Here is a 14,880-nt window from a genome sequence, read left to right on the forward strand (position 1 = left end):
CAGGCTTCCGATCATGTGTAACTTTTCCACCATTTGCGAGTCTAATAGAGTAGGTACTACATCGTATCGGATGGTTCGGGCGTTCCAATTCGCCTCGCGACTCCGATACTTTCGCAAAGCTTCTCCGAGTCGCGAAGGCATCGGAGACGTTTTTGCTTAGGAGCTGCGACGCTCCATGCCTAATCTAGAGAATTCCGGGAGAATGAAATGGCACAACATACACAACAGGTTCGTCCGAAAGGTTATCTTCTGATCGCCCCTTTACTAGCGGGTGCTCTCGTCTTGTCGTCGTCGTTGAACGGCGGGTTCGTCCCGCGTTCTTATGCCGCAACCGCGCTTACTTACCAACTAGTGAAACAAACGGACGCCATCGTGACGTCCGGCGTACGCGAATTGTCTTACGGATGGGTTCCGTCCGACGCGAAGCTGCCGACCGAGGCGATTCACGTCCTGCAGGTCGACCTTACTAATCCATATGTGAAGCTCGATGCGATGGGAGGCCCGAAAGGCAGCGTTACGGCGAAGCAGTCCGTCGGGGCGATGGCGAAGGAAACGGGGGCGGTAGCAGGCATTAACGGCGACGTGTTCCGGACGGGAATCTCGACCGAAGCCGTGCCGATGGGCGCGCAGATTACGTCGGGCAAGCTGCTCGTCAGCACGGAGCAATTGACCGGGATGTACGCGTTCGGCGTGACGAACGACGGCAAGCCGATGATCGACCAGTTTACGTTTACCGGTAAGGTAACGGCAGCGGACGGCACGACGTTCGCGTTGACCGGAATGAACAAGTCCGCGTACATGACGGAGCCTAACAAGGCATACAGCCACATGGATGCTCTGTACATCTACACGAACGCTTGGACGGCGCCGGAGCGACCGGTGAATAGCAGCACGAAACCGACCGAAGCGCTCGTCGTCGACGGCATCGTGACGGAAATTTCCGTCGGCACGCCGATCAAGACCGCGATTCCGGCCAACGGATACATCTTGCGCGGGCACGGCGACAAGACGGCGGCGGATTTCATCAAGACGCACCTGATCGTCGGCGAGCCCGTACAATCGGAATACGCGCTCCAATCGCTAACGAACGGCGCGACGTATGCGGAGAACGCGTTCCAGATGATGGTGAGCGGGCACACGCTTCTCGTCGACCAAGGCGTCGCTTCCGCCTTCACTCGGAACATCAACGGAGTCAGCGGTAGCGCGGATCGCGCCCGCACGGCGGTCGGCTATTCGCAAGACGGATCGACGGCTTACCTCGTCACCGTCGAGGAGAACGGCGGGCGCGAAGGCGTCACGTTGAAAGAGCTTCAGCAGATTCTGACCTCGCTCGGCGCATGGAAGGCGATCAACCTGGACGGCGGCGGGTCGACGACGATGGTGTCCCGACCGCTGGGCGAATTCCAGATCCAACTGTCGCATCCGACGTTCTACGGCACGACGCAGCGGCTCGTGACGAATGGAATCGGCGTCTACACGACCGCTCCCCAAGGGGAGCTGAAGGGCATTACGGCCAGCGGTCCGAGAACGCTATTCGTTGGCGGGCAAGCGAGCTATTCGCTGAAAGCGTACGATACGTACTACAATCCGCTCGATCCGATGGGCTTGGCGGCCGTCTGGCAGCTCGACAAGGCGATCGGAACGTTTAACGGCGGGACGCTGACGGCAACGAAGCCGGGCAAGGCGACGCTCAGCGTGTCCTCCGGGCAAGCGAGCGATAAGACGGCGATCGAAGTGATCGGCGAAGCTCAAATCTCTCAGTTGACCGTAGAGCCGAGCTCTCGGGTGCTTCGCCCGGGAGCGGTGATCAGCGTTCCCGTGAAGGCGACTCTATCGGACGGCAGACAGCTTTCCGTTCCGGCCGCGTCTATCAAATGGGAATTCCGCGGCTTCACGGGCAAAGCGGAAGGCGGCAAGATTACGGTAGACCAAGTGCAGAAGAACGCGACCGCCGGCTACGCGATCGCCAGATACGACGGTTACGGCACCGTCGCCGTTCTTGCGCCGGGCACGGAGAAAACATTAGAAGACTTCGAGAAAGCGACGTACAACGTCGGGTTCGCCGGCACGCCGGTAGAGACGGTCGGCACGACGACAATCTCGACGGGTATTCTCGGCAGAGAAAATTCCAAGGTTCTCGTTATGGACTACGACTTCACGAACGGTTCTGGCAAGCGTTACGCGAACGCGGTGTTGAACGACGGCAAAGGCATCTCGATCGCCGACACGCCGAACACGCTGACGCTCGACATCCTGGGCGACCAGAGCTCGAACTGGCTTCGCGCGGAGTTTACGGACGCGAAAGGAAAGACGGTCTACATCACGATCGCAGACAAGATCGATTGGTCGGGCTGGAAGAACGTACGCGTCGACCTGGCCGCGGGCGGGCTGACGGGGCAGTCGAAGCTGACGAAGCTGTACCTCGTCAACCAAGAGGAAGGTCAAGACGAGAGGGCGGTAACCGGCGAGCTGGCGTTCGACAATCTCGTATTGCAGTATCCGCCGGCTCAGATCGCGGTGCCGAAGCCGACGATCGTCATGACCGTCGGGAAGAAGGACGCGAAGGTCGACGGCAAGAAAGTTACGTTGCCGGGGGCGCCGTTCAACCGGGCGGGAACGAACTACGTGCCACTGCAATACATCGCCGCTAAGCTTGGCGCGATCTATCAATGGGATAACGCAGCGAAGAAGATTACCGCGCTCCGGGGCGACCGGATGCTCGAGTTGTGGGTCGGCAGCAGCAAGATGATTCTGAACGGCAAGCGCCTCGCGGCAACGGGTACGCCGATCCTCCTGAAGAACAACGTTTACGTTCCGGTTCGCGTCATTACGGAGCAACTCGGGATGAAAGTCGAATGGGACCCGAAAAAGAAAACCATTACAATTCATTAATTTAGAGCTTAAATCTACCAAACCCGCTCTATGAGCTCCCTGGATTTATGGTATGATGTAAGCATTGCTAGCAACAGCCGGGCGCCCTAGTGATTACAGGGCGCTCGGCTGATGCGCGGGCGCCGATTACGGATAGGGGAGTCGTATTCATGGATTATCATGTTGACCAAATAGACCGGGTAATCCAGAACGCGATATCCGTCATGGAGGACAGCAAGGTTCAAGTGTTCGAGATCTGCGAGGCTGCCCGCCGCGAGCTGCATTCTTTGACGTTCGAATTGGAAACGGTGCTTCGGGAAACATCGGAAACGATCGATAAGGTAGACGCGCTGGAGCGGGACTATCGGCTGGCCCGCATTCGCCTGACCGAGGTGAGCCGGGATTTCGTCCGCTACTCGGAGAAGGATATCAAGTCCGCCTACGAGAAAGCGACGCAGTTCCAGCTCGACCTGATGGTGTACCGGGAGAAGGAAGGTTATCTCAAGACGCGACGGGACGAACTCCAGAAGCGCGTGAAGAGCGTGGAGACATCCATCGAACGCGCGGATACGATCAACCTGCAGATGAGCGTCGTCCTGGATTATTTGTCCGGCGATCTCACCCAGGTGACCCGCATTCTCGAATCCGCCAAAAACCGTCAGATGATCGGACTCAAAATCATCCTCGCCCAAGAGGACGAACGCAAGCGGATTGCCCGCGAGATTCACGACGGTCCGGCGCAATCGCTGGCCAACCTCGTGCTTCGGACGGAGATCGCCGAACGGCTGCTCGATATGAAGGACTTGGAAGTGGTCCGAAACGAGCTGGTCGATCTGAAGTCGCAAATCCGCATCGGCCTGGAAGAGATTCGCAAAATCATTTTTAACCTTCGCCCGATGGCGTTGGACGATCTCGGGTTGGTCCCTACGCTTCGCAAATTCGTGCAGGATTTCGAGGAGAAGACGAGGGTCCGCACGGTGTTCGAGACGACGGGCAAGGAAAAGCGGCTGCCGAGCGCGATGGAAGCGGCGATGTTCAGGCTCGTTCAAGAAGGTTTCAATAACGCGCTGAAACACGCGCAATCTACATACGTTTCGCTGGATCTTTCCTTCAAGGAAACGACCGTTCAAATGCATATCGAAGACAACGGCGTCGGTTTCGTCGTAGACTCGATCGAGTCGCGGGCGAAATCCCATTCCCATTTCGGATTGATCGGCATGAAGGAACGGGTCGAGCTTCTGCAAGGGAAGTGGGAGATTCAATCCAAGCCGGGACACGGCACGAAAATCATCATCGACGTACCTATCAAAGCGGAGCCAGGAAAGGAGTTAATCGCACATGGAGAATAAAGTTGCGGTGCGTACGATCAAGGTGCTCCTTGCCGACGACCACCAGCTGTTCCGTGAAGGTCTGAAGCGCATCCTGAACATGGAAAACGACCTCGAGGTCATCGGGGAGTGCGGAGACGGCATTCAGGTGCTGGAATTCTGCAATCGCGAGAAACCGGACGTCGTCCTGCTCGACATCAACATGCCGACGGAGAACGGCGTCGTGGCGACCGAGCGCCTACGCGATATTTTTCCGGATATCAAAGTCATCATCCTCTCGATTCACGACGACGAGAGCTACGTGTTCGAGACCCTGCGCAAGGGCGCGTCGGGGTATCTCCTGAAGGACATGGAAGCGGAATCTTTGATCAACGCGATCCGCACGGTGGCCGACGGGCACGCGTACATCCATCCGAAAGTGACGGGCAAGCTGATCAACCAGCTTCGCCGGATGACGTATTTGGACGAGATCGGAGCGACTTCGGGCGCCGCGGCCAGCCGCGAGACGGTCACGAAGCTCATTCCGCGCAACAACAACCCGCTGACCCGCCGCGAAGCCGAAGTGCTGCGCCTGATGGCGGAAGGCAAAAGCAACAAAACGATCGGGGAGAATTTATTCATCAGCGAGAAAACGGTCAAAAACCACGTGAGCAGCATTCTGCAGAAGATGGAAGTGGACGATCGCACGCAAGCGGTCATCAACTCGATCAAGTACGGTTGGGTCACGTTGTAACATTCTAAGAAGAGGCGCCTTGGGTCGGATGTCGACCGGGGCGTTTTTTTGCGTTCGGCTGGGTTATTGCGGGAGGGCGTCTCAGTCGAGCCACTCCTAGCTAGCTTGCCCGTCAATCTGCCCATAAGCGCCAGAATGGCCGTTATACGTGCTATTCCGGTCCTAGTTAGGGCTGTTAACGGCCAAATGGGCGGTTAATCTGTCGAAACTCTTCTCGCCCGCCCTTCAAAGATGCGCATAAGCGTCAGAATGGCCGTTATGCGTGCTGTTCCGGTGCTAGTTAGGGCTGTTAACGTCCAAATGGGCGGTTAATCTGTCGAAACTCTTCTCGCCTGCCCGTCAAAACCGCCCATAAGCGCCAGAATGGCCGTTATGCGTGCTGTTCCGGCGCTGGTTGGGATAGTTAGCGGCCAAATGGGCGGTTAACATCAAATTTAACTCTCACAGGCCGAGCAAGTCCGCCGATACCGAGGTCGATATGCGGTAGGCACGGTTTCTAGTTGCGTTGGCGCGAGTCGGAACGATGAGGCCGAGTTCGGCAAGGGCGTGCAGGTGTTTGCGGGCTTTCCTGTCGCCGATGCCGAGCCGACGGCACAGATCGGGGATGGTCAGCGCGTCCATACCGCGAAGCCCTGCGCGCAAAATATCCCGTTCCTCTGCGCAAAGAGCGGATATACGGTTCGAATCCCGCTTGGATGCCCATCTCCCCATGAATTGCAACAGCAATTGCTGGCACATTCTCGGTCGTTCGTTAATGTCGTCGTAGGAAAACCGGATGATTTTCCAACCGTCCAGGATAAGGTGGTTTTGGCGCATGAGATGATCCGAGAATTGATCGCGACTGACGTCTTTGGCATGCGAGCGGTGGCCGTCAACCTCGACATTCAGTCTAAGGTAGGGCTCGAGAAAAGCGAAGTCGAGAAAGCGCGAGCCGTCTTTGAAATCGTTCACCTCATATTCGGGATGCAATCCGTCAAACGTTCCGAAAGCCGGCCAGCATATGTTTTGCAAAAGCATTTTTTCTCCGTGTCGATGTCCCTCGTTTAGTCTTCTGAGTCTCTCGCCTTGTCTTCGTTTGCGATGATACTCCAGAAACGAAACGTAAGTCTCGTCGAATCCCCTCATGCGTGCCTCTCCTCCGACCATAAAAATAGCCGCCTTCCCTTCGATTAAGACGAAGGGAAAAGCGGCGCGTGCTTCGCTGCCATATCGTGATCTAACGCTAGCGTAAATCGAACGGCGCAGGAAGTCAAGAGCTTCCGTAAACGCTGGTCGCTCCTTGTTTCGATAGGTTGCGCTCCTCGGAACTCCCTTTCCCGTCGCGGCATATGATGTGGAACGAGTTGACGGATGACAGGGATGGTCGCCGCCCCGGCAAACGTCACTGACCTTCAGTCCAGAGGAGGTGCCCGCCGTGTTCCCAGACCTATTATGGATCATCGGATTTTATGCCGCGGCAGCGGTGTTCGCGCAAGGGCTCGTTCGGAGAAGCGTCCGCGCGGAGCGACGGCACTATGTGCTGGTCGCGGGCAATCATCAAATGCAAATCGAATGGTACATTCGGTCTCTTAGGCAGTTCGCGAGAAGAAGCGGCATGGATATCGGCATCACGGTCGTGCTGGACCGCTCGAACGACGATACCGGACGGATTATGGAACGTTTCGCCAGAAGCCAATCCGGCATCGAGTGGGTTCGCCGATCCGACGGAGGCGGCGCCGCGGCCGGTCGGGCGGAGAACGGAAGCGGCGCGCGCGGCGAAGTCGTGTGGGTGGAGCTGGACCGTGAGGTCGACGTGGCTAGACTGCCCTTGTGAGGCGGGGGCAAAGTGAAATTGAAGGACGTTACGGGATGTGGAAGCGATAATGACGATTGCATGGCAATCGATAATCGCTTACAATTAAGCCAATGTGAATACGAGTTCGTCCGGAGTGAAGAACACTCCCGATTGCCGCGGCTGCGGCGACGGGGGTGTTTTTTGCGTTTGCCGGGCAAGCGGTGAAGCGAGGGATGGATATGAAGGTCGTGCTCTACGCGTTGCGAAAAGGTTCCGGCAAGGAAGCGAAGATTTCCGTAGCCTGGGAAGTAGACGAAGGGTACTGGGACGGTAGCGGAGCGGAGATCGCGCGAGTGAAGGAGGCGTTGCCGCTGGGCATTGCTCTGGCGCTTCGGGATGGGTTGAATGCGATGTGGGGCTCTACGGGAGGAGAGGGTGATGGGCAGGAGAGCATAGAGCGCGATGGGGGTAATGAGCATTCGCGTCGGGGAGATGGCGATGACGGAAAGAGGCATGGACAATGGGCAATGGAGAGCGATGCGGGCAAAGAGCATTCGCGGAGGAGAGACGGCCATGACGGAAAGAGGCATGGACAAAGGGCAATGGAGAGCGATGGGGGTAATGAGCATTCGTGGAGAGGAGACGGCGATGACGGAAAGAGGCATGGACAAAGGGCAATGGAGAGCGATGCGGGCAAAGAGCGCATGTGGAAGGAGGAAGTGGAGCGGGTGCTCCGGCTGTGCGCGGAGAGGGACGGAGTTCTTGAGGGAATGGCAGCGGAACTGAATGGCATGGAGGTGATGGGGGGAAGTGGAGGGAAGGAGGTTGGGACGGAGCCGTTGGCGGACATTCATACGGTCAGCGGAGATGAGGCGAGGAGCGACAGGACGAAGATTCGACGGGCGAGACTGGCGCGGCTCGCCGAAGCGGTGAGAGAAGCGGCGCCCGCGCTAGCGGGCAGAGCCCTGCTGCGGGAGGAGGCGATGCAATTGCTCCCGCGCCTGCTACCCGCGGAGCTAGCGGAAGAGAGCCTCGCCGCGCTCCAGCTCGCCTCGCTGGCGGGGACCGTGCGGCTGACGGCCGCCGTGGCCCCCGAGCCTCACGCGCGCCCGCCGCTACGCGGGCTGCGCGCTTGGGCCGAGCGGCTGCGCAGCGCTCGGCTGCCGGGGCTCGCGACGCCGGCTTCGCCGCGGCGCGCGCGCCCCGAATTGCGCTGCCGCCGCTGCGGAAGCGGCAGCGAAGCTTTGCGGCGCACGCCGTGCGCCGCGTGCGGGCGGCAAGCCTGCGCGTATTGCGCGGCTTGCCTGACGATGGGGCGCAGCCGCGAGTGCGGGCTGCTCGTCATCGGCGCGCCGGCGGGGCTGCCGGCGCCAAGGCAAGCGGCAGCCCCCGCCGACCGCGAAACATTGTCGCGGCGTTGGGGGCTTAGTCCCGCGCAAGCCGCGGCGGCGGGAAAGGCGCTGACCTTCCTGGCGGAGCGCTTGACTTTCGATGCTCCTGCCGCTTCCTCGACGCCCTCTGCGCTGCCTTACGAATTTCCCGCTACTTCGAATTCTCATGCTTCTTTCGCTCTACCAGACGCTTCGACGTCTCCCGCATCTTTCGCTCAACCAGACGATTCGAATTCTCATGCATCTTTCGCTCTACCAAACGTTTCGACGTCTCCCGCTTCTTTCGCTCTACCAGACGCTTCGACGTCTCCCGCACCGTTGATTCCATCGCCCGCTGGAGCCTCCGCGACCACCTCGCCCAACGATCGCTCCTTCCTGCTCTGGGCCGTCACCGGGGCGGGCAAGACGGAGATGATTTTCCCGTTGCTGGCATTCGTTATCTCGCGCGGAGGTCGCGCGCTCGTCGCGACGCCGCGCAAGGATGTCGTGCTCGAGCTCGCGCCGAGGCTGGCGAAAGCTTTCCCTGACGCTACTCCGGTCGTTCTCTACGGGGGAAGCGAACAACGTTGGGAGACCGGGGCGTTGACGCTCGCCACGACCCATCAGCTGTTCCGGTTTCAGGAGGCGTTCGATCTCGTGCTGATCGACGAGCTCGATGCGTTCCCCTACCATAATGACCCGATGCTTCACCATGCGGCGGAGAAGTGCAGACGACTGCTCGGCGTCACCGTCTACTTAAGCGCGACTCCGCCAAGCCGGATGCAGCGCGAAGTCACGCGCGGCAAGCTCCCCTGCGCGCGCGTACCGGTCCGTTACCACGGACATCCGCTTCCTGTGCCCGGCAGAGTTACCGTTCCGCGCCTCGCGGATCTTCTCAAGAGGCGACAGCTTCCTTCCAAACTACTTAAGCAGCTGCGGATCTCGTCCCGAAGAGGCGCTCAGTTGTTTCTGTTCGTGCCTTTCATCAAGCAAGTGGAGTCGCTGGTGAGTCTCTTAAGACGGTACGCAGACCAACTCGGGTTACCTCCGGAGACGATAGCCGGTACATCCTCCAAGGACGGCGAGAGGACGGATAAAGTCACCGACTTCCGTTCCGGCAAGATCCGCGCTCTCGTCACGACGACGATACTGGAGAGAGGGATCACGATTCCGAAAAGCGACGTCTACGTCTTCGATTCGGACCATGCCATGTTCGACGCTTCTTCGCTCGTCCAGATGGCGGGACGGGCCGGCCGCTCGGCCGCGGACCCCGGAGGCGTCGTCCGTTTTGTCGCCCCGTTATGGACGAACTCTCAACGGGACGCCGTTCGTCAGATCCGGACGATGAACTCCCTTGCGGCTCGCGAGGGCTATCTCAAATTTCCAAATTGAAATGGCCCGTCTTCGTGCGGTAGCGCCGCCCCCCCCCCAACAACAAAATGCAAAAGTGCAGGTAGATCGGCAAGATATCGGCGTCTAAGCACAACAACCTGCAAATGTACATTTTGTTGAGCCTAAACGGATCGTTTCTTCCCGAAAACAGGAAACAACCTGCACATTTGCAGTTTGTCGCCGAACAAGCGGACCAAGTGCTCAAACAACCTGCACATTTGCAGGTTGATAGACAAAGGAGCAGAAACGACCGCTTGAACAACTCTATCCGCCCAAAACCGCACGCCGAAAATAGGACCAACGCTAAATCGACAAGAGGCGAAGCCTTACTCGCCACCACGCCATTCTTTAGCAACTTTTAATCTATCAAGTAGCAACTTTTAACAATAAGAAAACGTTTAATAGGAGGAAGTCGACTATAATGGTAAAAATAGGACAGCTCTTTTCGTCGAAAAGCCAATCCTGCCCGATATGCGGAACCGGTAATTCCGCGAAAGAAAGTCGGCCGATTCCGCTGCGTCACCCGGTTCCTAGGGCGATTCTAGCCTCGTTGTGCAAGACGTGCGGCGAGAACATCCCTTGGATCGCTTATCCGGCTTGCCGGGTATGCGGAAGGGCGGAACGCTGCGGGGATTGCGCGCGAAGGACGAAACGGCATTACGAGGCGAGCCGGTGCGCGGTCCGTTACGACGGCCGGATGAAGGATTGGCTCGCCCTCTACAAGTATCGGGGCGACGAAGGGCTCGAGAACGCGCTTGCCGCCATGCTCGCTTTCGCTTACGAACGGTTAAGCGACGCGACCGGCTCGGCGTTCCAACGCATTACGGCCGTGCCGCTCGCCCCCGAAAGGCTGCAAGACAGAGGCTTTAACCAAGCGGAGAAGCTGGCGCGCAGGCTCGCGGAATGGTACGGGCTAAGTTACTCTCCCGTGCTGAGCAGGCTGCGCCACACCGAGAAACAAAGCCTCAAAACCCGCCGAAGCCGCATCACCGACATGAAAGGCAATTTCGCCGCCGAAGCCGAAGCTTTATTTTCCGGATCCGAATCGCCCGTCCGGTTGTTGATCGTGGACGACGTCTACACGACGGGCAGCACGCTCGACGAATGCGCGCGAGTGCTGAGGGAAGCGGCGGAAGGGGAAGGCGGCATCGACATCTTTGGGTTAATGTGGGCGCGTTCGTAACGACGACGGATCAGCATAAGGAGGCGCCATGGAGCGACGGGCAAAGTTAACGGAGATCGATATCGTACGCGGAATCGCCATATTGGGCGTATTGATGGTTCATTCCACGTCCGAAGCGACGTTGAATATGAAATCGTCGGGTTTTTACGGCATCTACAATTTCCTGAACATTTTCTCCAAGATCGGCACGACGTCGTTTATTCTGCTCAGCAGCTTCGTTTTGTTCTATAACTATTTCCCTCAGCCATTCGCTTTCGCGCAACTGAAGAAGTTTTATCGTAACCGGCTCCTGTACATCATCGTACCGTATTTGGCGTTCTCCGCGTTTTTTTTCCTGCTGCGGTGGGAGGTCAATCATCACCCGTGGTCGCTGACCGAGATGTGGCCGGATTTCTTGCATCGGATCATGACGGGACAAGCTTATACGCATTTATATTTCGTCTTCATCAGCATTCAGCTCTATTTGCTTTTTCCGGTGTTGCTCTATTTGTTCAAAAGATTCAAGTGGCTGGCGGCATCGGCGATCTTCGTCGGAGTCGCGATCCAGTGGGCGTTCTTCTTGTATAACAGGGAATATTGGCAGGTCGCCAATCGGGGAAGCTGGTCGCTCAGCTATTTCGGGCATTACTTTCTCGGCGCGTGGCTCGGCATCTATTTCGATCGGATCCGATCCTGGCTCATAATCGCCAAAGAATCCGCCACGGGCGGGAAAATCGTTTCCTGGTGCGCGTTGTGGGCGGTATGGCTCGGCGCGGGCCTCGGTTACGTGTGGCTCTTCTACCAGAATCGCGTGCACGGTACGATGTTCAAAAATGCTCTGTACGACGGGCTATGGGATGCATATACGATGTTGACGCCGATCGTGCTCATCCAGATCGCGTTCCTGCTGCGGGGGAAAATGAAGTCGCCATGGGTGGCCGCATTGCGGCAGCTCGGAATCGCGTCGTTCGGGGTGTATTTGTTCCATCCGGTCGTGCTGCTCGTCTACCGTCAATATCCGCTTCACGGAGGTCCGGGCTACATGCAGCATCTTTGGTACGCCGGCGGGTTCGCTTGCGCGCTGCTCCTTTCGTGGCTTGTCGTCTATGCGCTGAGCAGGTTGACGCGGGTGTCGTGGGTTTTGTTCGGAAGCGTTCCGGCGCAGCTCGGGGCGTCGGCATCGGAGTCGAAGAGGAGCGCGGGAAGGACGGTCGTATCCGAGACGGCTTCGGGCTGAGCGTTGGCGAGATTTAACAAATAGTTGGCGAATCTCCCGATTTTCGATTACAATACGGGAAGGCAAGTCGATTGATGTCGGAGATTGAGGAGATGATTGCGTGAATTTAACCTACTGTCCGAAATGCGGGAAGTTGTTCTCCAAGAGTTTCCGCGATGTCTGCAACAATTGCTACGCCCTAATGGAGAAAGATTACGAGAGATGCGTCGAGCATCTGCGCCAGAACAAAGGCGTGGACATCCAGCAGCTGTCCGACGAGATGGAAGTCAGCATCAAGCAGATCACGAAGTGGATCCGCGAAGGCCGCATATCCCTCATGAACGCGCCGAACATGTCCTACCCTTGCGAATCGTGCGGCATCCTCATTCGGGATGGCCATATGTGCGATTCGTGCAAGAAGCGGCTGCAGACCGACGTGAAGAACGCGAGCTCCAGAGGGATGCTGCAACAGAACCCGGACGATGCTAAGAACAAACGTGCCTATCAGATCGGAAACAGGCTTGACGATCGCAAATAATCGCGATTCATCTAAACAATTCATATCTAACAACCGATAATAGGGATAGACATTATCGGTTTTTTTATTTATTCGGGGTGATATGACGTGAAAATCAATGATTCCCAGCGCATTGGCGCTTACCGCAATTACATGCAGCAATCGGAAGCCCGTTCGAGCCAGGCGGCGGGCAAGCGGCGCAAGGACGAAGTCCAGTTTTCCGCCGAGGCGATGGAGCTTCTGGGCGCTAACCGCACCGAGGAACCGGATCGCTCCCAGCGCATCGAGAAGCTGAAGCACGAAGTTCGTACCGGCACGTACGAAGTGGATTCGGGCAAGCTTGCGGAGAAGCTGCTGCCGTTCGTTCGCGAATAGTTTGTCGACATCATATAGAGAGCAGAAGGTGCGAGCATGGCGATTCGAAGTCTGATCGAGGTGCTAGAGACGCTGCTCGTGCAGCATGAGCAGATGATCGCGTTGAGCGAGCAGAAGAAACAAGCGTTGATCGTGAACAACGTCGAATTGCTGAACGAGATGGTAAATAAGGAAGCGCGATTGCTGAAACTGATCGTGGAGATGGAGAACAAGCGCGTCCAATCCGTCAACGGGTTCCTTGCGGAGCAAGGGATGAAGCCTGCCTCCTCCACGAGGGTCGCGGACATCGTGCGCATGGTCACGGTGGCGGATGACAAGCTGGCACTCTCGGACGTAGCCGATCGCTTAAGCGCGACGGTGGAGAAGCTGAGAGCCCTCAACGACGTCAACATGAAGCTGACGCAGCAATCGATCGAGTTCAACGACTTCTCGCTGGACTTGCTCGCGGGCGGTTACGACGATCAAGACTACGTGTACAAGCGGCCGACCGATTCCTCTCAGGCGCAACATAAACTTAAACTTTTCGATTCCAAAGCATAAAGCAGAACTTCGATACGGAAACGGGGCAGACAATCATGCGATCGACATTCCACGGACTTGAAACAGCCAGGCGCAGCCTATTTACCCAACAGGCGGCACTTCAGACGACGGGGCATAACGTCGCGAACGCGAATACGGCGGGCTATTCCCGTCAGACGGTTAACATGGCGGCCACCAAACCGATGGAAGCCGTCGGCATGTCCCGTTCTACGGCGAAGGGCCAATTAGGCACCGGCGTCGAGTTCACTTCGATCACGCGTATCCGCGAAGGTTTCCTGGACTCGCAATTCCGCAACGAGAACAAGACCTACGGCAGTTGGTCCATTCAAGCGGACACGCTGCAGAAGCTGGAGACGATCGTGAACGAACCGTCGGACACCGGCCTCCGCGCGGTGATGGACAACTTCTGGAAGTCGTGGCACGACCTCAGCGAGAACCCCGAGGATATCACCGCCCGGAAGCTCGTTCGCGAGACCGCCAAAGCGGTAACGGATGCGTTCAACCAAACCGGCAGGCAGCTGGACGATCTTAGCGCGGATATCACCGAGAATATCGGCGTGAAGGTCAGCCAAGTCAATACGTCGCTCGAGACGATTTCGAACTTGAACCTTCAGATCAGAAGAGTCGAAGGCATGGGCGACAACGCGAACGATCTGCGCGATCAACGGGATCTCCTGATGGACGATTTGTCCAAAATCATCAACGTAACCGGCGTGGAAACGGCGGACGGAGGGTATCAGGTCTCCATGGGCGGAACGGTACTGGTTACGAATAACGAGTATACGCCCGTAACGGTCGAAGGTTTGCAAGCCGGCGTCGCTTCCGGCGAATTAACGGGCGGCGAAGCCTACGGCATGTTCGTCTCGCGCGATCAATACGTGACCGATTACAAGCAGCAGCTCGATACGCTCGTGAACGGCTTGGCCAACGGCGACATTCAAGTGAAAATCCCGGCCGGATCGGTACTTCCCGACGGCATTACTCTTAATAACGTCACGTATACGGGCGCGAACCGTACGCTGACTTCGGATCTGACCGTCACCGTGAAAGGTCTGAACGGTTTGCACCAGCTCGGTTATACGATGATGGATCCGCCGCAAGCGGGCGGCGCTTTTTTCGTGTCCGGCGACGGAGGAGCTCTTACCGCGGGCAATATTCGACTTGACCCGAATATTCTCGCGGATGCCGGCTATATCGCTTCATCGATGCGTACGGCGGGATCGCCGGAGGCGGTTGTCAAGGGGAACAAAGACCTCGCTATGCTGATCGCCCAGTTCAGCGAGATAAAGATCGATTTCTCTTCCGTATCCGCCGGCGCCGCGACGGCGCAAGGGACAATCAACGATTTCTTCCGTTCCGTCGTCGGTCAACTCGGCATCGAAGCTGACGAAGCGAACAGGCAAGTCGCGAACGCCAAGATCGTCGTAGATCAAGTGGACTCTCGACGTCAAGCGGTAAGCGGCGTTTCCCTCGATGAAGAGATGAGCAACATGATTAAGTTCCAGCACGCCTATAACGCCGCCGCTCGTTATATGACGGCAATCGACGAGGCGTTGGACAAAATCATTAACGGCATGGGTACGGTCGGCAGGTAATTATGCG

At 57.5% G+C, this 14,880-nt stretch carries 12 protein-coding genes; 11 read left to right on the plus strand and 1 reads right to left on the minus strand.

Annotation, left to right across the window (positions count from 1 at the left end):
- Window positions 1-207: 207 nt before the first annotated feature.
- The 3 genes from ACFPPD_RS13210 to ACFPPD_RS13220 all read left to right on the plus strand — a co-directional run bounded on the left by ACFPPD_RS13210 (window position 208) and on the right by ACFPPD_RS13220 (window position 4,932).
- Window positions 208-2,892, plus strand: a complete 2,685-nt coding sequence (locus ACFPPD_RS13210; protein ID WP_209745292.1) for a stalk domain-containing protein — start codon at window positions 208-210, stop codon at window positions 2,890-2,892.
- 149 nt (window positions 2,893-3,041) lie between these two features.
- The gene (locus tag ACFPPD_RS13215; protein ID WP_209745295.1) at window positions 3,042-4,220 is read left to right on the plus strand and encodes a sensor histidine kinase; all 1,179 of its coding nucleotides are present in this window, start codon (window positions 3,042-3,044) and stop codon (window positions 4,218-4,220) included.
- Entirely contained in the window at window positions 4,210-4,932 is a 723-nt protein-coding gene (locus ACFPPD_RS13220) for a response regulator (RefSeq protein WP_209745298.1), read from the plus strand. Before ACFPPD_RS13215 ends, ACFPPD_RS13220 begins: the two co-directional genes overlap by 11 nt.
- Before the next feature lie 441 nt (window positions 4,933-5,373).
- Here the strand turns inward: ACFPPD_RS13220 and ACFPPD_RS13225 are convergent, their stop codons facing one another.
- Window positions 5,374-5,949, minus strand: coding sequence for a DNA-binding response regulator (locus ACFPPD_RS13225; RefSeq protein ID WP_378082442.1), 576 nt, complete (start codon window positions 5,947-5,949; stop codon window positions 5,374-5,376).
- 397 nt (window positions 5,950-6,346) lie between these two features.
- On the opposite strand from ACFPPD_RS13225, the gene ACFPPD_RS13230 reads away from it, so the two are divergent.
- The 8 genes from ACFPPD_RS13230 to flgK all read left to right on the plus strand — a co-directional run bounded on the left by ACFPPD_RS13230 (window position 6,347) and on the right by flgK (window position 14,873).
- Window positions 6,347-6,745, plus strand: a complete 399-nt coding sequence (locus ACFPPD_RS13230; RefSeq protein WP_209745304.1) for a hypothetical protein — start codon at window positions 6,347-6,349, stop codon at window positions 6,743-6,745.
- Window positions 6,746-6,945: 200 nt separating this feature from the next.
- Complete coding sequence (locus tag ACFPPD_RS13235; protein ID WP_378082444.1) at window positions 6,946-9,468, plus strand: helicase-related protein; 2,523 nt, start codon at window positions 6,946-6,948, stop codon at window positions 9,466-9,468.
- A 421-nt stretch (window positions 9,469-9,889) separates the two neighbouring features.
- Complete coding sequence (locus tag ACFPPD_RS13240; protein ID WP_209745307.1) at window positions 9,890-10,651, plus strand: ComF family protein; 762 nt, start codon at window positions 9,890-9,892, stop codon at window positions 10,649-10,651.
- 28 nt (window positions 10,652-10,679) lie between these two features.
- Window positions 10,680-11,867 (plus strand): acyltransferase, encoded by a 1,188-nt coding sequence (locus ACFPPD_RS13245; protein ID WP_209745310.1) that lies wholly within the window; start codon window positions 10,680-10,682, stop codon window positions 11,865-11,867.
- Between the two features lie 100 nt (window positions 11,868-11,967).
- Complete coding sequence (locus ACFPPD_RS13250; protein ID WP_209745313.1) at window positions 11,968-12,384, plus strand: flagellar protein; 417 nt, start codon at window positions 11,968-11,970, stop codon at window positions 12,382-12,384.
- Window positions 12,385-12,471: 87 nt separating this feature from the next.
- Window positions 12,472-12,738: a flagellar biosynthesis anti-sigma factor FlgM gene (gene flgM / locus ACFPPD_RS13255; protein WP_209745316.1), complete on the plus strand. Its 267-nt coding sequence runs from the start codon at window positions 12,472-12,474 to the stop codon at window positions 12,736-12,738.
- A 36-nt stretch (window positions 12,739-12,774) separates the two neighbouring features.
- Entirely contained in the window at window positions 12,775-13,278 is a 504-nt protein-coding gene (locus ACFPPD_RS13260; protein WP_209745319.1) for a flagellar protein FlgN, read from the plus strand.
- A 35-nt stretch (window positions 13,279-13,313) separates the two neighbouring features.
- Window positions 13,314-14,873, plus strand: coding sequence for a flagellar hook-associated protein FlgK (flgK, locus tag ACFPPD_RS13265; protein WP_209745322.1), 1,560 nt, complete (start codon window positions 13,314-13,316; stop codon window positions 14,871-14,873).
- Window positions 14,874-14,880 lie beyond the last annotated feature (7 nt).

This window comes from Cohnella suwonensis, assembly GCF_042655365.1.
Taxonomy (GTDB): domain Bacteria; phylum Bacillota; class Bacilli; order Paenibacillales; family Paenibacillaceae; genus Cohnella; species Cohnella suwonensis.

What these genes read in the sequence shown, in the direction of transcription:
- ACFPPD_RS13210 (WP_209745292.1), top strand. Translation starts at nt 208, where the DNA reads ATGGCACAACATACACAACAGGTTCGTCCGAAAGGTTATCTTCTGATC.
- ACFPPD_RS13220 (WP_209745298.1), top strand. Translation starts at nt 4,210, where the DNA reads ATGGAGAATAAAGTTGCGGTGCGTACGATCAAGGTGCTCCTTGCCGAC.
- ACFPPD_RS13235 (WP_378082444.1), top strand. Translation starts at nt 6,946, where the DNA reads ATGAAGGTCGTGCTCTACGCGTTGCGAAAAGGTTCCGGCAAGGAAGCG.
- ACFPPD_RS13240 (WP_209745307.1), top strand. Translation starts at nt 9,890, where the DNA reads ATGGTAAAAATAGGACAGCTCTTTTCGTCGAAAAGCCAATCCTGCCCG.
- ACFPPD_RS13215 (WP_209745295.1), top strand. Translation starts at nt 3,042, where the DNA reads ATGGATTATCATGTTGACCAAATAGACCGGGTAATCCAGAACGCGATA.
- ACFPPD_RS13260 (WP_209745319.1), top strand. Translation starts at nt 12,775, where the DNA reads ATGGCGATTCGAAGTCTGATCGAGGTGCTAGAGACGCTGCTCGTGCAG.
- ACFPPD_RS13245 (WP_209745310.1), top strand. Translation starts at nt 10,680, where the DNA reads ATGGAGCGACGGGCAAAGTTAACGGAGATCGATATCGTACGCGGAATC.
- flgK (WP_209745322.1), top strand. Translation starts at nt 13,314, where the DNA reads ATGCGATCGACATTCCACGGACTTGAAACAGCCAGGCGCAGCCTATTT.
- ACFPPD_RS13225 (WP_378082442.1), bottom strand. Translation starts at nt 5,949, where the DNA reads ATGCTTTTGCAAAACATATGCTGGCCGGCTTTCGGAACGTTTGACGGA.